The organism is Amycolatopsis samaneae (assembly GCF_039541975.1).
Lineage (GTDB): Bacteria > Actinomycetota > Actinomycetes > Mycobacteriales > Pseudonocardiaceae > Amycolatopsis > Amycolatopsis samaneae.
On record NZ_BAABHG010000017.1, the window covers coordinates 175,366 to 193,360 of the forward strand.

The 17,995-nt window shown below is 70.1% G+C and carries 20 protein-coding genes; 14 read left to right on the forward strand and 6 right to left on the reverse strand.

Features of this window, described 5'->3' with window-relative positions; all coding sequences use genetic code 11:
* Nucleotides 1-223: 223 nt before the first annotated feature.
* From tig to ABD987_RS36385, 5 genes are all read left to right on the forward strand, one after another.
* A complete protein-coding gene (gene tig, locus ABD987_RS36365; protein ID WP_345405081.1) occupies nt 224-1,624 on the forward strand; it encodes a trigger factor in 1,401 nt (466 codons plus the stop codon).
* 140 nt (nt 1,625-1,764) lie between these two features.
* Nucleotides 1,765-2,370: a ClpP family protease gene (locus tag ABD987_RS36370; protein WP_345405084.1), complete on the forward strand. Its 606-nt coding sequence runs from the start codon at nt 1,765-1,767 to the stop codon at nt 2,368-2,370.
* Nucleotides 2,371-2,396: 26 nt separating this feature from the next.
* Nucleotides 2,397-3,050, forward strand: coding sequence for an ATP-dependent Clp protease proteolytic subunit (locus ABD987_RS36375; protein WP_345405087.1), 654 nt, complete (start codon nt 2,397-2,399; stop codon nt 3,048-3,050).
* 223 nt (nt 3,051-3,273) lie between these two features.
* Nucleotides 3,274-4,569, forward strand: a complete 1,296-nt coding sequence (clpX, locus tag ABD987_RS36380; protein WP_345405090.1) for an ATP-dependent Clp protease ATP-binding subunit ClpX — start codon at nt 3,274-3,276, stop codon at nt 4,567-4,569.
* A 140-nt stretch (nt 4,570-4,709) separates the two neighbouring features.
* On the forward strand, nt 4,710-5,084 hold the full coding sequence (locus tag ABD987_RS36385; RefSeq protein WP_345405093.1) for a hypothetical protein: 375 nt from the start codon (nt 4,710-4,712) through the stop codon (nt 5,082-5,084).
* 9 nt (nt 5,085-5,093) lie between these two features.
* On the opposite strand, the gene ABD987_RS36390 is transcribed toward ABD987_RS36385, so the two are convergent.
* Together ABD987_RS36390 and ABD987_RS36395 are read right to left on the reverse strand one after the other, a co-directional pair.
* Complete coding sequence (locus ABD987_RS36390) at nt 5,094-5,960, reverse strand: alpha/beta hydrolase (protein ID WP_345405208.1); 867 nt, start codon at nt 5,958-5,960, stop codon at nt 5,094-5,096.
* Between the two features lie 102 nt (nt 5,961-6,062).
* The gene (locus tag ABD987_RS36395) at nt 6,063-6,812 is read right to left on the reverse strand and encodes a TetR/AcrR family transcriptional regulator (RefSeq protein WP_345405096.1); all 750 of its coding nucleotides are present in this window, start codon (nt 6,810-6,812) and stop codon (nt 6,063-6,065) included.
* A gap of 74 nt (nt 6,813-6,886) precedes the next feature.
* On the opposite strand from ABD987_RS36395, the gene ABD987_RS36400 reads away from it, so the two are divergent.
* Nucleotides 6,887-8,344 carry a carotenoid oxygenase family protein gene (locus ABD987_RS36400; RefSeq protein ID WP_345405099.1) on the forward strand — a complete coding sequence of 486 codons (1,458 nt, stop codon included), beginning with the start codon at nt 6,887-6,889 and terminating at the stop codon, nt 8,342-8,344.
* Here the strand turns inward: ABD987_RS36400 and ABD987_RS36405 are convergent.
* Nucleotides 8,334-8,729, reverse strand: a complete 396-nt coding sequence (locus tag ABD987_RS36405; protein WP_345405211.1) for an NUDIX hydrolase — start codon at nt 8,727-8,729, stop codon at nt 8,334-8,336. The two genes, ABD987_RS36400 and ABD987_RS36405, sit on opposite strands and share 11 nt — an antisense overlap.
* A gap of 143 nt (nt 8,730-8,872) precedes the next feature.
* Between ABD987_RS36405 and ABD987_RS36410 the strand changes: the two genes are divergently transcribed.
* A complete protein-coding gene (locus ABD987_RS36410; RefSeq protein ID WP_345405102.1) occupies nt 8,873-9,322 on the forward strand; it encodes a nuclear transport factor 2 family protein in 450 nt (149 codons plus the stop codon).
* Between the two features lie 43 nt (nt 9,323-9,365).
* Here ABD987_RS36410 and fdhD read toward each other — a convergent pair whose 3' ends face one another.
* Nucleotides 9,366-10,190 carry a formate dehydrogenase accessory sulfurtransferase FdhD gene (gene fdhD, locus ABD987_RS36415; protein WP_345405105.1) on the reverse strand — a complete coding sequence of 275 codons (825 nt, stop codon included), beginning with the start codon at nt 10,188-10,190 and terminating at the stop codon, nt 9,366-9,368.
* A 110-nt stretch (nt 10,191-10,300) separates the two neighbouring features.
* Here fdhD and ABD987_RS36420 point away from each other — a divergent pair, with 110 nt between their 5' ends.
* The 4 genes from ABD987_RS36420 to ABD987_RS36435 all read left to right on the forward strand — a co-directional run bounded on the left by ABD987_RS36420 (nt 10,301) and on the right by ABD987_RS36435 (nt 13,656).
* Nucleotides 10,301-11,671 carry an L-lactate MFS transporter gene (locus ABD987_RS36420; RefSeq protein WP_345405108.1) on the forward strand — a complete coding sequence of 457 codons (1,371 nt, stop codon included), beginning with the start codon at nt 10,301-10,303 and terminating at the stop codon, nt 11,669-11,671.
* A complete protein-coding gene (locus ABD987_RS36425) occupies nt 11,668-11,799 on the forward strand; it encodes an MFS transporter small subunit (protein WP_345405111.1) in 132 nt (43 codons plus the stop codon). Before ABD987_RS36420 ends, ABD987_RS36425 begins: the two co-directional genes overlap by 4 nt.
* Before the next feature lie 73 nt (nt 11,800-11,872).
* On the forward strand, nt 11,873-12,406 hold the full coding sequence (locus ABD987_RS36430) for an ArsR/SmtB family transcription factor (protein WP_345405114.1): 534 nt from the start codon (nt 11,873-11,875) through the stop codon (nt 12,404-12,406).
* Nucleotides 12,403-13,656, forward strand: a complete 1,254-nt coding sequence (locus ABD987_RS36435; protein ID WP_345405117.1) for an MFS transporter — start codon at nt 12,403-12,405, stop codon at nt 13,654-13,656. Before ABD987_RS36430 ends, ABD987_RS36435 begins: the two co-directional genes overlap by 4 nt.
* Here the strand turns inward: ABD987_RS36435 and ABD987_RS36440 are convergent.
* A complete protein-coding gene (locus ABD987_RS36440) occupies nt 13,640-14,311 on the reverse strand; it encodes a GntR family transcriptional regulator (RefSeq protein WP_345405120.1) in 672 nt (223 codons plus the stop codon). The two genes, ABD987_RS36435 and ABD987_RS36440, sit on opposite strands and share 17 nt — an antisense overlap.
* 67 nt (nt 14,312-14,378) lie before the next feature.
* Here ABD987_RS36440 and ABD987_RS36445 point away from each other — a divergent pair, with 67 nt between their 5' ends.
* The 3 genes from ABD987_RS36445 to ABD987_RS36455 are packed head-to-tail and all read left to right on the forward strand — an operon-like array spanning nt 14,379 to nt 17,028.
* Nucleotides 14,379-14,798, forward strand: coding sequence for a VOC family protein (locus tag ABD987_RS36445; protein ID WP_345405123.1), 420 nt, complete (start codon nt 14,379-14,381; stop codon nt 14,796-14,798).
* Complete coding sequence (locus tag ABD987_RS36450; protein ID WP_345405126.1) at nt 14,795-15,556, forward strand: SDR family NAD(P)-dependent oxidoreductase; 762 nt, start codon at nt 14,795-14,797, stop codon at nt 15,554-15,556. The genes ABD987_RS36445 and ABD987_RS36450 overlap by 4 nt, the downstream gene beginning before the upstream one ends.
* Before the next feature lie 56 nt (nt 15,557-15,612).
* The gene (locus tag ABD987_RS36455; RefSeq protein ID WP_345405130.1) at nt 15,613-17,028 is read left to right on the forward strand and encodes an LCP family protein; all 1,416 of its coding nucleotides are present in this window, start codon (nt 15,613-15,615) and stop codon (nt 17,026-17,028) included.
* 1 nt (nt 17,029) lies between these two features.
* On the opposite strand, the gene ABD987_RS36460 is transcribed toward ABD987_RS36455, so the two are convergent.
* Complete coding sequence (locus ABD987_RS36460) at nt 17,030-17,923, reverse strand: hypothetical protein (protein WP_345405133.1); 894 nt, start codon at nt 17,921-17,923, stop codon at nt 17,030-17,032.
* Between the last annotated feature and the right edge of the window lie 72 nt (nt 17,924-17,995).

Sequence of the window (17,995 nt, forward strand, 5' to 3'; positions counted from 1 at the left end):
AGCGGTGACGTGGACCACCGGAGAACGCGTTCCGGGCCCGCGCGCGGGCACCCGGCCCGCCGGGCTCGCGGGAGGGGCGGCGCCCCTCGGCCGGATCTGGCAGCCCCCGACCGGGTGGCGGCAGGCGGCTGGCCTAGACTCGGTCCTCCCGGTCCGTAGCAGGTGACCGGGGCAATTCACATGGATTGACCACTCACATCGTTTACCGCTCGAGGAGAAGACCTTGAAGAGCACCGTCGAGCAGCTCAGCCCGACGCGAGTCAAGATCAATGTCGAGGTGCCGTTCGACGAGCTCAAGCCGAACTTCGACGCCGCGTACCGCAAGATCGCGCAGCAGGTGCGCATCCCCGGTTTCCGGCCCGGCAAGGCACCCGCTCGCGTCCTGGAAAGCCGGATCGGGCGGGCCCCGGTGCTCGACGAGGTCGTCAACGAGGCCATTCCGGCCAAGTACATCGAGGCCGTCCGCGCCGGGGAGGTCCGCACGCTGGGCCAGCCCGAGTTCGAGGTGACCAAGCTCGAGGACCGCGAGGTCCTGGAGTTCACCGCGGAGGTCGACGTCCGCCCGGAGATCGCGCTTCCCGACCTCGAAGGCCTCACCATCAGCGTCGACGACGTCGAGCTGACCGACGCCGAGGTCGACGAGCAGCTCGACGAGCTGCGGGCCCGCTTCGGCACCCTGACCGGTGTCGAGCGTCCGGCCGAGACCGGCGACTTCGTCTCGATCGACCTGGCGGCCACCGTCGACGGCGAGGCCGTCGAGGAGGCCTCCACCAGCGGCCTGTCCTACGAGATCGGGTCCGGCCAGCTGGTCGACGGCATCGACGACGCGATCATCGGCGCGAACGCGGGCGAGACCAAGACGTTCACCACCCAGCTCGTCGCCGGTGAGCACGCCGGCAAGGACGCCGAGGTCACGGTGACCGTCCAGACCGTCAAGCAGCGCGAGCTGCCCGAGGCCGACGACGAGTTCGCCCAGCTCGCCAGCGAGTTCGACACGCTGGACGAGCTGAAGGCCGACCTGCGCGAGCGGCTGAGCCGCGTCAAGAAGATGCAGCAGGGTGTCCAGGCCCGCGACAAGGTCCTCGACGAGCTGCTCGAGCGCACCGAGGTGCCGATCCCGGAGAAGGTCCTCGAGGCCGAGATCGAGAACCGCAAGCACGACGCGGTGCACCCGTTCGACCACGACGAGGCGCAGTTCGCCAAGGCGCTGGAGGCCGAGGGCCGCACGCTCGACGAGTTCAACGACGAGGTCCGCACCGAGTCCGAGAAGGCCGTCCGCACACAGCTGCTGCTCGACACCATCGCCGACGAGGAGAAGACCTCGGTCAACGACGGTGAGCTCACCGAGCGGATCATCTACCAGGCCCAGCGCTTCGGTATCAGCCCCGACGAGTACGTCCAGCGGGCCCAGCAGTCCGGCCAGCTGAGCGCGATCTTCGCCGACGTCCGCCGCGGCAAGGCCCTCGCCTCGGTCGTCCGCAAGGCCACCGTGACCGACGCCTCCGGCACCGAGGTCGACCTCGCCGAGCTGTTCGGCGAGGAGGCCCAGGAGGCCGACGCCGCCGCTGAGGCAACCGAGGAGACGCAGGCCACCGAAGAGACTGCGAAGACTCCTGCGGAGTGAAGCTCTGAGCGAACTCGGGCGGTGTCAGGCATTCTGCACCGCCCGAATTCGTTAGGGTCGATGGCAAGTTCTTGAGCATCTGGAAACGAGGCGGCCCGCTGGCACACAGGGGGCCGTCGGCGGCGAAAAGGCAGGCACACGTGACGCAGCACAAGCCCGAGGCCCGGACCGGCACCGCGGGGCTCACCCTGACCGACTCGGTGTTCGAGCGGTTGCTCTCCGAGCGCATCGTGGTCCTCGGTTCCGAGGTGAACGACGAGGTCGCCAACCGGATCACCGCGCAGCTGTTGCTGCTCGACGCGGACGACTCCGAGTCCGACATCACCTTCTACATCAACTCGCCGGGTGGCTCGGTGACGGCCGGGTTCGCCATCTACGACACGATGCAGCTCATCCGCCCGGACGTCGCGACCTACGCGATGGGTATGGCGGCCTCCATGGGGCAGTTCCTGCTCTCCTCGGGGACCCCCGGCAAGCGGTACGCGCTCCCGCACGCCCGGATCCTCATGCACCAGCCCTCGGCGGGCGTCGGCGGTACCGCCTCCGACATCGCCATCCAGGCCGAGGTGTTCAACAAGTGGAAGCAGGAGCTGGCCAAGATCACGGCCGAGCAGACCGGGCAGACCGTCGAGCAGATCATCAAGGACGGCGACCGGGACCGCTGGTTCACCGCGCAGGAGGCGAAGGACTACGGCTTCGTCGACCACGTGCTGACCGCGGGCAACCGTCCCACCACGAGCAACTGAGCGCGAAGGCACACAGGAGAGCACACATGAGCAACTTCCGGCTCCCGGGTGACTTCCCGGCGCAGAACCTCCCCCAGTCGCGGTACATCCTCCCGTCCTACGTGGAGCGCACGAGCTACGGCGTCAAGGAGTCCAACCCGTACAACAAGCTGTACGAGGAGCGGACGATCTTCCTGGGCGTGCAGGTGGACGACGCGTCGGCGAACGACGTGATGGCCCAGCTGCTGCACCTCGAGCACGAGGACCCGGACCGCGACATCAGCATGTACATCAACTCGCCGGGCGGGTCGTTCACCTCGCTGATGGCGATCTACGACACCATGCAGTTCGTCCGCCCGGACATCCAGACCGTGTGCCTCGGCCAGGCCGCCTCGGCCGCCGCGGTGCTGCTGGCCGCCGGTACCAAGGGCAAGCGCCTGGCGCTGCCCAACGCCCGCGTGCTGATCCACCAGCCCGCCACCGAGGGCACCTACGGCCAGGTCTCCGACCTGGAGATCCAGGCCAACGAGATCCAGCGGGTGCGGCGCCAGATGGAGGTCATCCTGGCGAAGCACACGGGCAAGGACGTCGAGCAGGTCAAGTCCGACATCGAGCGGGACAAGATCCTCACCGCCGAAGAGGCGCTGGCGTACGGCATCATCGACGAGGTGCTGCCGTACCGTAAGGGGTCGGCCAACTAGATCCGCCGGGCCGGTGCGTGTCGAGAAGACGACACGCACCGGCTTCCTGGTTTAGTGTCGGTCTCTGGCGAACTCCGAATGGGGTCGCGGGTGTTACCGCTCGCGGCGTCGGACGGGTACCGTCAGTGGCAATGCGTGAGGCCCCACCCGGTGCAGGTGACCAGGTGGGCGGCAACACAGTCAGGCGCGGGCTCCCGCGCCGGAGGGGACGAGGTCAACGGCCATGGCACGGATCGGTGACGGCGGAGACCTGCTGAAATGCTCTTTTTGCGGGAAGAGCCAGAAGCAGGTGAAGAAGCTTATCGCCGGGCCCGGCGTCTACATCTGCGATGAGTGCATCGACCTCTGCAACGAGATCATCGAGGAGGAGCTGGCCGAGGCGGGTGACGTCAAACTCGACGAACTGCCGAAGCCCGCGGACATCCACGAGTTCCTGGAGCAGTACATCATCGGCCAGGACGACGCCAAGCGGACCCTCGCGGTGGCGGTGTACAACCACTACAAGCGCATCCAGGCCGACGACAAGGCCGGGCCGAAGGACTCCAAGGAGGAGTCCGTCGAGCTGGCGAAGTCGAACATCCTGATGCTCGGCCCCACCGGCTGCGGCAAGACCTACCTCGCGCAGACGCTGGCCAAGCTGCTGAACGTGCCCTTCGCCATCGCGGACGCCACCGCGCTCACGGAGGCCGGGTACGTCGGCGAGGACGTCGAGAACATCCTCCTCAAGCTGATCCAGGCCGCCGACTACGACGTCAAGCGCGCCGAGACGGGCATCATCTACATCGACGAGGTCGACAAGATCGCCCGCAAGTCGGAGAACCCGTCGATCACCCGGGACGTGTCCGGCGAGGGCGTGCAGCAGGCGCTGCTGAAGATCCTCGAGGGCACCACCGCCTCGGTGCCGCCCCAGGGCGGCCGCAAGCACCCGCACCAGGAGTTCATCCAGATCGACACGACGAACGTGCTGTTCATCGTGGCCGGCGCGTTCGCCGGGCTGGAGAAGATCATCAACGAGCGGGTCGGCAAGCGCGGCCTCGGCTTCGGCGCGGAGATCCGCACCAAGGCCGAGATCGAGGAGAGCGACATCTTCTCCGAGACCATGCCGGAGGACCTGATCAAGTTCGGGCTGATCCCGGAGTTCATCGGCCGGTTGCCGGTGGTCGCCACGGTCAACCACCTGGACAAGGAGTCCCTGGTCTCGATCCTGACCCAGCCGCGTAACGCGCTGGTCAAGCAGTACAAGAAGCTCTTCGAGATGGACAACGTCGAGCTCGAGTTCACCAAGACCGCGCTCGAGGCGATCGCCGACCAGGCGGTGCTGCGTGGCACCGGTGCCCGTGGTCTGCGCGCCATCATGGAAGAGGTCCTGCAGCCGGTCATGTACGACATCCCGAGCCGCGACGACGTGGCGAAGGTCGTGATCACCGAGCAGACCGTGCGCGAGAACGTGAACCCGACCATCGTGGCGCGGCAGCCGTCGCGGCGTGCCCGCAGCGAGCGCGGGGAGAAGTCGGCCTGAGCGGGCCGGATGGGCCCGGTGCCGCGCGCTCCTTTCGGGGGCTCTGAGAGAATTTCAGGATGACCGCCAGTCTGCGCAGTACTGCGCCGTTCGTTGATACGGTTCGGGATGAGGCTGAACTTCGGGGTGACACCGTGCCGATGACCGTTTCCGGTGAGGAGAGCCGGACCGCCGAACCCGCCGTCGAGACCGACGGCGAGGTGGGCGGCATCCGTGAGCTCAGCGAGCGCGTGGTCTTCTCGATGTACCGGCGTTTCCCGTGGCTGCACAAGGCGCTGCTGGGCATGGTGGTCGTGTTCACCGGTACCTGCCTGGTCGCGGTCGTCACCCGGCTCTCGCCGCTGCCGCTGCTCCCGCTCCCGCTGTTCGCCGGCTCGGGCTACACGCTGTGGCGCATCCGGGACGTGCGGGGCAGCAGGGGCCCGCTGCTCACCTGGTCGCTGCTGTTCGTGGTGACCACGGCGGTCGGGTTCTGGCTGATGTCCGTGATCGCGCGCTGGGTGTCCGTCTCCTGACGCGGGGCGTCACGCCGTGCGCGGCACGTGCTTTCCGAGGAAGCCCACCACGCTCGGCACCACGGTCCGGTTGAACGAGTCGCCGTGCTTGCCGCGCGCGGTGTAGGCGACCATCGGCTGTGACTCGGCGATGTAGCGGCGCACGCCGGTGATGAACGAGTCTTCGGTGCCGCACCAGATCCCGGTCGGCACGCTCTTGAGCTGGTCGACGTAGCGCAGCGGATCCATCGAACCCCAGTCGGCGGCGTCGCGGAACGCGTGCCGCTTGTTCATCTCGGTCCACGAGGTGATGAGCGCGGGCGCCAGCGCCGCCACGGCGTCGGGCGGCTGACGGCGTTCGATCCGTCGCCGCGTGTAGAGCAGGGCGCCGAACCCGCCCATGGACATCCCGGTGACCGCGAACGGCAGCCCGTCGTGCCCGGCGAGCCCGCGCGCACGCAGCCACTGCGGGACCTCTTCGAGCAGCATCGCCATCGGATCGTCGCCGCGGCGCACCTCGTGCCAGTAGTTGTCCCCGCCGTCGACGGCGACGAAGCCGTACGGGGGCACCGCCTTGCGGGCGACCTCGCTGCTGAGCTGCTTGAGCAGACCGGTCGGCGCGGCGCTGCGGGCGGTGCCGTGCAGGCCGTGTAGCAGCAGCGACATCGGCAGGCCGGGCTGGTGCGCCCTGGCGGGCAGCATGAGTACCAGATCGACCTCGCGGCCACGCGCGTGCGAGTAGACGCGCTCGACGCGGGGGGTGCCGAGCTGGGAGGCGGGGGTGGACGAGGCGACACCGAGCGCACGCTGGAGCGCGTTGCCGAACGGCAGCTGACCGGTGGCCGCGCTGGCCGCGACGCCGGTTACAGCCAGTCCTGACGCGCCCGCGATGAGCACCGACCGGCGGGTGAGCCGGCCACGGGCACCACGAACCGGGCGAGCCGCCGAACGCTCGCCCTCCCCGGCGGTGCCGTAGCGGGCACCGTCGTCTTCCTTCACCTAGCCCTGTCCCTCCGATTGCCCCGTGACCTGGACATCGTCCCACGGGCCACCGACGTTTCCGCCGTTTTCCCGCCATCCCGTGATGGCTGCCTCACCCGAGGCCCTCGCCGCTTCGGCCTCGTCGCCGAGTCCGATCGCCAGCGTGATGCTGAGCGGTAACAGAATGTGATCGACCCCGTGTTCCGCGGTGCCGAAGTGTCCCGAGGTTTCCAACGTGACGAAGCCGTGCAGCCCGCTCCACAACTGAAACGCGGCAGCGAGCGGATCGGTTGCCTTGAAGCGGCCCGCGTCGATGGCGCGTTCGGCGCCGCGCAGGAGGTAGCCGAAGGCTTCGTTGCCCTCGTGCGGCTCCGACCTGCCCTCTTCGCTGGTCAGGTCACTGAGCGTGGCCCGCTGCCCGCTGGGGGCGGACTGGCCGAAGGTGACCGCGAACAGCTGGGGGTTCGCGACCGCGGCGCGGCGGTAGGCGAGCGCGAGGGTGAACAGGTCCGCCACCGGGTCGTCGGTTTCGGCGACCCGCGCCATGTGCGCCGACAGCCGCAGGAAACCCTCCCTGGCCACCGCGTCGACCAGTGCCCCCATCCCGCCGAAGTGGGTGTAGACGGCCATCGTCGACGCGCCGACCTCGGCGGCGAGCTTGCGGGCCTGGAGCGCTTCGGGACCGCCGTCGGAGATCAGGCGGATGGCCGCTTCGATCAGCCGGGCCTTGACGGTGGTGTTCCCGGAACCGCGGGGCTTCTCGCTCATGCTTGCCAGTATCCCATAACCCTGTTATACCTAGAAGCATAACGGGGTTATGGACACGGGAGGACAAGGTCGTCATGGGCAGTCAGTTCCTCGAAGACAACTTCGCGCCGGTCAGCCAGGAGCACACGATCACCGAACTGGAGGTGACCGGGCGGATTCCCGAACACCTGGACGGCCGCTATCTGCGCAACGGGCCGAACCCGCTCTCGGAGGTGGACCCGGCGACCTACCACTGGTTCATGGGCGACGGCATGGTGCACGGTGTCCGCCTGCGGGACGGGAAGGCCGAGTGGTACCGCAACCGCTGGGTCCGCAACCCGTTCGTCGCCGGGCTGCTCGGCGGCGGCCCGAGCCCGAGAGCGGAGCGGAACGAGGTGAGCTGCGGGCTCGACGCCATCGGCGCCAACACGAACGTGATCAGCCACGCCGGCAAGACCCTCGCGCTGATCGAGGCGGGCGTGTCCGCCTACGAGCTGACCGACGAGCTGGACACCGTCGGCCAGTGCGATTTCGACGGCACCCTGCCGGGTGGGTACACCGCCCATCCCAAACGCGATCCGGCGACCGGCGAGCTCCACGCCGTCTCGTACTTCTTCGGGCGTGGCAACCGCGTCCAGTACTCGGTGATCGACGTGCACGGCCACGCGCGCCACACCGTGGACATCGAGGTGACCGGCTCGCCGATGATGCACGACTTCTCACTGACCGAGAAGTACGTCGTCTTCTACGACCTCCCGGTGACCTTCGACGCCGAGTCGGCGGTCAACCTGACGATGCCCCCGGTGCTGCGTACCCCGGCGAAGCTGGTCGTTTCGGCGTTGCTCGGCCGGGTACGGATCCCGGATCCGATCGCGGCGCGGGCGGCGGGCAGGATCGGGTCCAACGGGGACCTGCCCTACCGCTGGAACCCGCGGTACCCGGCGCGGATCGGGGTCATGCCGCGCGAAGGCGGCAACGCCGACGTCCGCTGGTTCGAGGTCGAGCCGTGCTACGTCTTCCACCCGCTCAACGCCTACGACGACGGCGACAGCGTCGTCCTGGAGGTCGTGCGGCACCCGAAGATGTTCGACCGCGAGGTCCACGGCCCCGGCGAAGGGGCCTCGACGCTGGATCGCTGGACGGTCGATCTGAGCGCGGGCAAGGTCCTCGAAGAGCGGCTCGACGACCGCGGCCAGGAGTTCCCGCGCGTCGACGAACGTCTCGTCGGCCGCCGTCACCGCTACGGCTACTCGATCGCCATCGCCGACGGCGCCACCCCGGGCGACTCGGTGTACAAGCACGATTTCCGGACGGGTTCTTCCGTCGTGCGGTCCTTCGGGCGCGGGCGGCAGCCGGGCGAGTTCGTCTTCGTGCCCGCTTCACCCGGCGCCGCGGAGGACGAGGGCGTGCTGATGGGCTTCGTGTTCGACGCCGCGACCCGGCGCAGCGACCTGACCCTGCTCGACGCGGAAACCCTGGAGACCGTCGGCGCGATCCACCTGCCGGCACGGGTGCCGCACGGTTTCCACGGCAACTGGGCGCCTACCGAGTGAGCTGCCCGTCCGCGTGCAGCCGGTCGAAGATCAGCTGGTCGACCGGCGAGACCCGGGCGCGGTCGGCGTAGGTGAGCCAGAGGAGCTCGGCGATTTCCGCGCTGGGTTCGAGGGTTCCGGTGTAGCCGGCGGTGTAGCAGGTCATCCGGACCGTGATCCCGGTCTGGTGACCGTGCGCCTGCGCCTCGAAGGTGCCCGCGTGGCGCGCGGTGGCGGGGTCGATGACCACCGAGAGCTCCTCGCCGATCTCCCGGACGAGAGTGTCCAGATCGGACTCGCCGGGCTCCCGTTTCCCGCCGGGGAAGTAGTACACGTCCTTGCCCGCCCACCGGGTGCTGAGGATCTTGCCGTCGACGAGGTGGAGCCACGCGATCTTGTCGATGATCGTCACGAAAGTCCTTTACCTGGGTTGAGTTCCGTGCCCCGTCACGCTACGCGCCCCTCGGAACCGCCGGAACTGTCGGTGCCGGTGGCTACGGTGATCTTCGCACCGCACGGGTGCGTGATTCCGGACTGGAGGGACCGACGATGACGGTGGCCACGAGCACTCGCGCGGTGGTGGACGAATTGCTGCGCCGGATCGGCGAAGGCGATCCCGAACGCATCGCGCAGCTATACGCCGAGCACAGTGACTGGAAGCTGGCTTGGCCGGAAGGCGAGCACGGCCGCGCCGCGACGCCGTGGATCCGGCACCGGGCCACCCGCGCCGACGCCGCCGCGCACTACCGCGAGCTCGCCGAGCACCACGTGCCGGAGGCGGTGGGTACCGAGGTCGAGCGCGTCCTCGTCGACGGCGCGGACGCGGTGGTGCTCGGCGAGATCCGGCAGACGGCCCGTGCCACCGGGCGGGCCTACCGCGCGCGGTTCGCCCTGCACCTCACGGTCGAGGAGGGCCTGGTCACCCGGCACCACGTCTACGAGGACAGCCTCGCCGTGGCCCAGGCCTTCGAGCCGGTCGAAAGTGGTCCGATCCGCTAGGCCGCGGACCTGAAGTCTATTAAGGACCTATTGGTCGGGGGTGTCAGACGAGGACGCGGTGATCGCCGGTGTAGAGGTTCATGCTTTCCCCGCGCAGGAAGCCGACCAGGGTGATCCCGTTCTCCTCGGCCAGTTCCACCGCCAGCGAGGAGGGCGCCGAAACCGCGGCCAGCAGGCCCACACCGGCCATCGCCGCCTTCTGCACGAGCTCGAACGAGGCCCGGCCGGACACCAGCAGGCCCAGGTCGCCCGCCGGGATCCGGTCTTCGAGCAGCGCCCAGCCCAGCACCTTGTCCACGGCGTTGTGCCTGCCGACGTCCTCGCGGACGGCCGCCAGCGTGCCCTCGGCGGTGAACAGCGCGGCGGCGTGCAGCCCGCCGGTGCTGGAGAAGACCTTCTGCTTGGCGCGCAAGGCGTCCGGCAGCGTGGCGAGGACGTCGCTCTTGACGGCGAAGGGCGCGGTGGCGGGGGAGAAGCGGCTGCGCAGCTTGACCGCGTCGAGGGCGGCCTTGCCGCAGACACCGCAGGAGGAGGTCGTGTAGAAATTGCGCTCCACGCCGGTCTCCGGCGCCGGGACGCCGGGGGCGAGGCTCAGGTCGAGCACGTTGTAGGTGTTGCGGCCCTGCTCGTCGACCCCGTCGCAGTAGCGCGCGGTCGCGACGTCCGCGCGCTCGCCCAATACGCCCTCCGACAGCAGGAAGCCGTGCGCGAGCTCGACGTCGTTGCCGGGGGTGCGCATGGTCACCGCGAGTGCCCGGCCACCGACACGCAGCTCCAGCGGTTCCTCCGCCGCGAGCGTGTCCGGCCGCTGCCGCAGCCCGGCCGCGGTCAGCCGCCGTACCGGCCTGCGTACCGTCACCCTGCCCATCCGGTCCTTCCCTTTCACCCGGCTTGCCGAACTCGTCGCCCCGCCGAGGGTGCAACACGCCGGTTCGAGTAATACATTCCCTGGACCACCCCAGAGTACGGAGGCATCCGATGGGCCTTGGCTTCCTGGGCCGTTCCCGCATTGTCGCGCCGTCTGGCTGGACCCGCTGGCTGGTCCCGCCCGCCGCGTTGTCGGTGCACCTGTCGATCGGCCAGGCCTACGCGTGGAGCGTGTTCAAACCCCCGCTGGAGAAGACCCTGGGGCTGACCGGGACGGAAAGCGCTCTCCCGTTCCAGCTGGGCATCGTCATGCTCGGGCTGTCCGCCGCCTTCGGGGGCACGCTGGTCGAGCGCAACGGGCCGCGCTGGGCGATGTTCGTGTCGGCCCTCTGTTTCAGCTCGGGCTTCGTGCTCGCCGCGCTCGGGGTGGCCACGAAACAGTACTGGCTGGTGGTGCTCGGGTACGGCGGGATCGGCGGTGTTGGGCTCGGCATCGGCTACATCTCCCCGGTGTCCACGCTGATCAAGTGGTTCCCGGACCGGCCGGGGATGGCCACCGGGATCGCGATCATGGGGTTCGGCGGCGGCGCGCTGATCGCCTCGCCGTGGTCGTCCTCGATGCTCGGCACGAACCCGGCGGCCTGGTCCACCGGCGTCGTGGCGACGGCGTTCCTGGTGCACGGCCTGGTGTACGCGGTCTTCATGGCGTTCGGGGTGCTGCTGATCCGGGTGCCCGCCGACGGCTGGCGCCCGGCGGGCTGGGTGCCGAAGACCGACCACGGCACGTCGATGATCACCACCGCGAACGTCTCCGCGGCCAACGCGATCAGGACCCCGCAGTTCTGGCTCCTGTGGGTGATCCTGTGTTTCAACGTCACCGCCGGCATCGGCATCCTGGAGAAGGCCGCGCCGATGATCACCGACTTCTTCAGGGCGACGCCGACGCCGGTCGGCGCCGCGGCGGCGGCCGGGTTCGTGGCGCTGCTCTCGCTGACGAACATGCTCGGCCGGTTCGTCTGGTCGTCCACTTCGGACCTGGTGGGGCGCAAGAACGTCTATCGGCTGTATCTCGGCCTCGGCGCGCTGCTGTACCTCACGATCGCGCTGACGACGAACGCCTCGAAGCTGGTGTTCGTGCTGTGCGCGATGGTGATCCTGTCCTTCTACGGTGGTGGTTTCGCGACGATCCCGGCGTACCTGAAGGACCTGTTCGGCACCTACCAGGTCGGCGCCATCCACGGCAGGCTGCTCACCGCCTGGTCGGTGGCCGGGGTGCTGGGCCCGTTGATCGTCAACGCGATCGCCGACGGCGAGAAGGCGGCGGGGAAGTCCGGGCCGGCGCTGTACACGCTCTCGTTCTTCATCATGATCGGCCTGCTCGTGGTGGGGTTCGTCGCCAACGAACTGGTCCGGCCGGTCCATCCGAGGTTCCACGAGCCCGCGGCGGCGGACGCCGTCGAGGCGAGGAGTGAGGCCGCATGAGCGAACCGACCACACCGGCCGCCCGGTCGCGGGCCTGGCTCATCGTGCTCGCCTGGGCGTGGGTGCTGCTGCCCTTCGTCTACGGCGTCTACGAACTGATCCGCAAGGTCGTCCAGCTCTTCGGCTGACGAGAAGCCCCGGGACACGAACCCGGGGCTTTTCGCTTGACAAATGGTCAAGAGTTCTTGACCATTCATCCTCGTGCCTGGGGAACCCGAAACCGACGCTGTCCAGCTGGAGACGACCGAGCAGCTGCGGGCGGTGAGCAATCTCGTGCGGCACCGGATCCTGGCCGTGCTGCGGGACGGGCCCGCCACGATCACGCAGCTCGCCGAGCGGCTGGGCCTGGCGAAGGGCAGTTCGAGCTACCACGTCCGGACGCTGGAGCGGGCCGGGCTGATCAAGGTGGTCCGAACCAACAAGGTCCGCGGTGTCGTCGAGCGCTACTACGGCCACGCTGCCCGTCGGATCGTGCTGCCCGAGCCCGTGCCGGGCCGCCCGGACGTCCTGATGGGACACGCGCTCGCGGATCTCGCCGAGGCGCCAGAGGGCTCGCCCCGGCTGGTCCGCATGCAGCACACGCGCGTCAGCGCGGCGAAGTTCGCGGAATTCAGTGAGCGGCTGACCGCGCTCCTCGACGAGATCGGCGAAGCGCGGGACAACGACGAGGACGCCGCGAGCCTCGCCGTCATGTTCTTCCGTCCCCGTGATCCCGGCCGGCCCGACGCCGGATGAGCGCGAAGCTGCCCCGGGCGTTCGGCCGGTTGTGGGCGGCCTCGGCGGTGTCCACCGTGGGCGATGGCGTCATCTTCGCCGCGGCGCCGCTGCTGGCCGTCGGGATCTCCGGGGATCCGGTGATGATCAGCCTGGTGACCTTCGCGGTCATGCTGCCGTGGCCGCTGTGCGGGTTGTTCTGCGGGGCGCTGGTCGACCGCTGGGACCGCAGGCGCACGATGTGGATCGCCGATCTCGCGCGGGCGGTGGTGCTGGGATTCGCCGTCGTGGCAGGGGTTTCCGGGGTACTCGGCATCCCGGCGCTGATGGTGGTCGCGTTCCTGCTCGGGCTCGCGCAGGTCTTCTTCGACACCGCCGCCCAGGCGTACCTGCCGATGCTGCTCGGCCGCGACCAGCCCTCGCTGCGGCGCGCGAACTCCTGGCTACGCGGGGCGCAGACCGTGGGGGAGGGCTTTCTCGGGCCGCCGGTGGGCAGCGCGTTGTTCGCGCTGGGGCGGATGGTGCCCTTCGCCGCCGACGCGGTGTCGTTCGTGCTGAGCGCGGTGCTGATCCGGACGCTCCCGCCCGCCCCGCCTGCCGACGAGGCCCGGAGTCCACTGTGGACAGCGGCGCGCGAGGGTGCGCGGTACCTGGTACGGGACCGGCTCCTGCTCGGACTCGCGCTGCGCCCCGCCGTCGGCAACCTCGCCTTCGCCGCCGTGAGCGCGGTGATGGTGCTGTACGCGCGTGACGCGCTGCACCTGAGTGCCGCCGGATACGGCGTGCTGCTGGCGACGGAGGCGGTCGGCGGGCTGCTCGGCGCGATCCTCGCCGGTCCGCTGGAACGGCTGCTGGGCACCGGGGGAGCGCTCACCGCGACGGCGGCGATCGAGGCCGCTGCGGTGCTCGGGATGGGGCTGGCGCCCACCGCGCTGGTGGCGGGCGCCGCGTACGCGGTGTGCGGCTGCGGGATGGCGGCGACGATGGTGCTCGGCCCGTCGGTGCGGCAGGCGATCGTCCCAGAACGGCTGCTGGGCCGGGTCGTGGCGGCGTCGCGGCTGGTGGCCGTTTCGGCGGGCCCGGTCGGCGCGCTGCTCGGCGGCTGGCTGGCGGGCGCCGCCGGGGTGCGGGCGCCGTATGTGGCGGGCGCGGCGGTGCTCGCGACGATGACGATCGTGACCGCGAGCATGACGAGCAACCGCAAGGTCGAGGCCGCGCTCGCCGCCGCTAGTGCCGCCGGGGCCCCGGTGGGCCTCAGCCCAGGCCGGTGAGGAGGCTGCGGCGGGCGGAGTCGACGTGGTCCTCGGCGACACGGGCGAGTTCGCCGGGGTCGCCGTCCCGCAGCAGCGCCGCCAGTTCGCGGTGTTCGGCGACGACCCGGCTCTGGTAGTGCTCGTGCCCGAGCGTGATCCGCTGGAGCTGGAACAGGAACACCTGTGACCGCACCGCCTGCCAGGCCTCGGTGAGCCTGCGGTTGCCCGCGGCCGCGTAGATCCGGTCGTGGAAGGCGATGTCGAGCGCGAGCAGACGCGGACCGTCGGCGCCCGCGCCGACCTCGTCGGCCATCGCGGTGAGCAGGCCGTCGAGATCGGCGAGGTCCCCGGGCGCGGCCTTCGCGCGTGCGGTGAGCGCGGCCAGCCGGTCCAGCGCCGCGCGGACGGTGTACACCTCTTCGACGTCGGTCGCGGTCACCTCGACCACCGTCGTCGGGCGGTGCCAGCCGGAGCGCACCAGGCCCTCGCGTTCCAGCAGCGCCAGCCCCTCGCGCACCGACCCCCTGCTGATCCCCAGTGACGCGGCCAGGTCGACCTCACGCAGTGGCGAGCCGGGCGGGAAGTGCCCGCCGAAGATCGCCTCGCGGACGCGGTCGGCGGCCTCGTCGGCGAGCCCGCGACGGGCCGCGGGACGGAGCGGTGTGGCGTTCATGTCCTAATGTTGACATTAGGACATCGCTGGGTCAAGCTGGGGGCATTCCGGCCGTGAAGGAGTTGTCATGAACCGACCCGCTTTCCACCTCGCGATTCCCGTCGACGACCTCACCCCTGCCCGCGCGTTCTACGGCGAAGTCCTTGGGCTTGCCGAGGGCCGGTCTTCGGACCATTGGGTGGACTGGGACTTTCACGGGCACCAGGTGGTGACGCATGTGGTGCCCGGCGCGCGGGCCGAGGCCGGGCGCAACCCGGTGGACGGCCACGACGTGCCGGTGCCGCACTTCGGCCTGGTGCTGGACGTCGAGGAGTTCCATGTGCTGGCCGGGCGATTGAAGGACGCGGGCACCGAGTTCGTCATCGAGCCGTACCAGCGGTTCGCCGGGGAGCCGGGCGAGCAGTGGACGATGTTCCTGCACGATCCGGCCGGGAACGCCTTGGAGTTCAAGGCCTTCCGTGACGAGTCGCAGTTGTTCGCCCGATGAGCGGCGTTCTCGTCACCGGCGCGTCCCGGGGTATCGGGCGCGCGGTCGCGCGGGCGTTCGCCGGGCAGGGGCACCGGATCGCGGTCCACTACGCCTCCCGGGCCGGGGACGCGGCGGAAACCCTGGCCGCGCTCCCCGGCGACGGACACGTCCTCGTCGCGGGCGACCTCGCCGACCCCGAGGTGGCGCGGGAGATCGCGGACACCGCCGAGGAGGCGCTCGGCGGCGTCGACGTGCTGGTCAACAACGCCGCCGTCGCCACCTCGGCGGCCACCGCGCACCCGGTGGCCGAAGTGTCCTATGTGGACTGGCAGCGGATCTGGCGTCGCACGGTCGAGGTCAATCTGCTGGGCGCCGCGAACCTCACCTACTGCGTGGCCCGGCACCTGATCGACCGCGGCGTGCCCGGCCGGATCGTCAACGTCGGCTCGCGTGGCGCGTTCCGCGGCGAACCCGATCACCCCGCCTACGGCGCGAGCAAGGCGGCACTGCACGCGTTCGGCCAGTCGCTCGCGGTGTCCCTCGCCCCGCACGGGATCGCGGTCACCTCGGTGGCGCCCGGATTCACGGCGACCGAGCGGGTCGCGGACCGGCTGGGCGGGGAGTCCGGCGACGCGCTGCGCGGGCAGAGCCCGTTCGGCCGAGTCGGGACGCCGGAGGAGATCGCCGCGGCCGTCGTCTATCTCGCCTCGCCGGCCGCGGCATGGGCCTCCGGGGCGATCCTCGACCTGAACGGGGCGTCCCACCTGCGGACCTGAGATGTGATCCGGCCCACTTTTGCAGCGGGAACGGCGGCCCGCGCGTCTTTACCAGCGTGCACAGTGCGGGAAAGGTCGTGGTCGCGGGGCTCGCGATGGTCGTGTTCGCCGCGACCGCCTACGGCTACACGACGCTCAGTTCGCTCGACGGCGTCACCAGAAGCGACGTCATCGGCGAGCAGGACGAGGCCAAGCCGGGAGAACAGCCCGCGGACGGCGCGCTCGACATCCTCTTCGTCGGCCGCGACTCGCGGAACGACATGCAGGGCAAGCCGTTGTCCCCGGACCTGCTGCGCGAACTGCGGGTCGGGCCCAACGGCGACGACCTGACCGACACGCTCATCGTGCTGCGCATCCCGAACGGCACACACGACGTGCACGCGTTCTCGATCCCGCGCGACAGCTACGTCTCGATGCCGGGCGGCAAGGACAAGATCAACTCCGCGTTCGGGGGCGGGAAGGCCGCCGAAGCGCAGCGCCTGCGCGACGCGGGGGAGACCGACCAGGCCAAGATCGACCAGGCCGCGCTGACCGCGGGACGCCGGGCGACCCGGCAGGTGGTCGAGGATCTCACCGGGATCAAGATCGACCACTTCGCCGAGGTCAACCTGCTGAGTTTCTACGAGATCAGCAAGGCGGTCGGCGGCGTCGAGGTCTGCCTGAACCGGAACACCCAGGACAGGAAGTCCGGTGCCAACTTCCGGAAGGGCGTCCAGACCATCGACGGGGCCGACGCGCTCGCGTTCGTCCGCCAGCGGGAGGACCTGCCGCGCAGCGACCTCGACCGGGTGCGGCGTCAGCAGGTCTTCCTCGCCTCGCTGGCCAAGAAGGTGCTTTCCGGCGGCACCTTGGCGAATCCCGCGAAGGTGTCCGATCTCATCGAGGCGGTGAAGCGGTCGGTGGTGCTCGACGACGCGTGGAATCTGCTCGACTTCGTGGCGCAGATGCGCGGGGTGACCGGCGGCGGCATCCAGTTCGGGACCGTCCCGGTGGTCAACCCCGACTACCGCTACGCCGCCCCGCAGCATCCGACCTGGACCGCGGTGCAGGTGGATCCCGCGCAGGTCAAGGCGTTCGCCGCGGGGCTCATCGGAAAGCAGGGCACCGGCACGCCCGCGCCACCGAGCCCGACCGTCGACGTCGCCAACGCCAAGGGCGCGGCGGGGCTCGCCGCGCGCGTCCTGGGTGTCTTGCGGGACAAGGGTTTCACGCCCGGAGAGCCAAGTGTCGCGTCGGCTCGCCGGACCTCGGTCGTGCGCTTTCCCGCCGACCTCGCCGAACGCGGGGCGGAGATCGCGAAACAGCTCGGCGGGCTGGAAACCGAGCAGTCCGCGTCCGTGCCCGCCGGGCACGTCGAGGTGGTGCTCGGGCAGGTCTACTCCGGACCGGGGGCGAACGGCGGCGGTGGGGCACCGGGCGCGGGCGACACCGACGCGCCGATCACCTCCGGCGGAGTGGTCTGCGTGGACTGACTCACTTCTCGGGCGGGACCGCCCCGTTCTTCGCGACCGGCAGACCCAGCTGGGCCCGCCCGCCGACCTTCGCGGTCTCGACCGGCAGCCTGGCCAGCACGGGGTTCAGGTGGGTCAGTTTCAGCGTCAGCACGGTGGGGCCGGGGTTCGGGCCGCCGACGACGTCGAACTTCTCCAGATCCACCCAGCGCAGGGTGTTCAGCACGTCGCCGGGGGCCTCGTCGCCGTTCTTGAGCACCGGGACGCAGAGGCCGCGTGCTTCGGCCACCTTGACCTCGAACTTCGGCAGGCCGGTCAGCACGGGGTTGAGATGGCTCAAGGTCAGCGGGATCCCCAGTGGCTCCTGCGGTTTCAGCGAGTAGCAGGCGAGGTCGAGGTGCCGCACGAGGTTCAGGACCTCCGGCGGTGGGAGCTGACCGTTCTTCGCGACCGGGACACACAGTTGCTCGGGCGTGCCCATGACGGCTTCGGTGTCCCGCGCGCCGAGCTTCTGGACCACCGGGTTGAGATGGCTCAGCCGCAGCGGGAACTCGACGGTCCGGCCCTGGACGCGGTAGCACGAAAGGTCCACCCAGCGCACGAAGTCGACGATCCCCCTTGGCGGGATGACACCGTTCTTCGCGACGGGGACGCAGAGCTGCTCGCGGGTGCCGAGCCGGACCGTGTCGCCACCCAGCTTCGTCAGTACCGGGTTGAGGTGCCTGAACGACACCGACGTCGGCGGCGGGGTGTAGGGATCGGTGGCCTGACAGAACAGGTCGAGCTGGGAGACGAACGGACGTGGTGCGGGGGCGGGTACGGCCGCGGTGGCGGTCGGCCCGAACCCGGGCAGGACGGCGAACAGGAGCGCGGCGGCGGCCGCGGCGAACGCGCGCGGGATCGATCTTCGTGACACGGCAAGGCCTTTCGTCCGGTGAGCGGGGGGAACGCTTTCACCGTCGCCCCGGCCGGGCCGGACCACTACCGC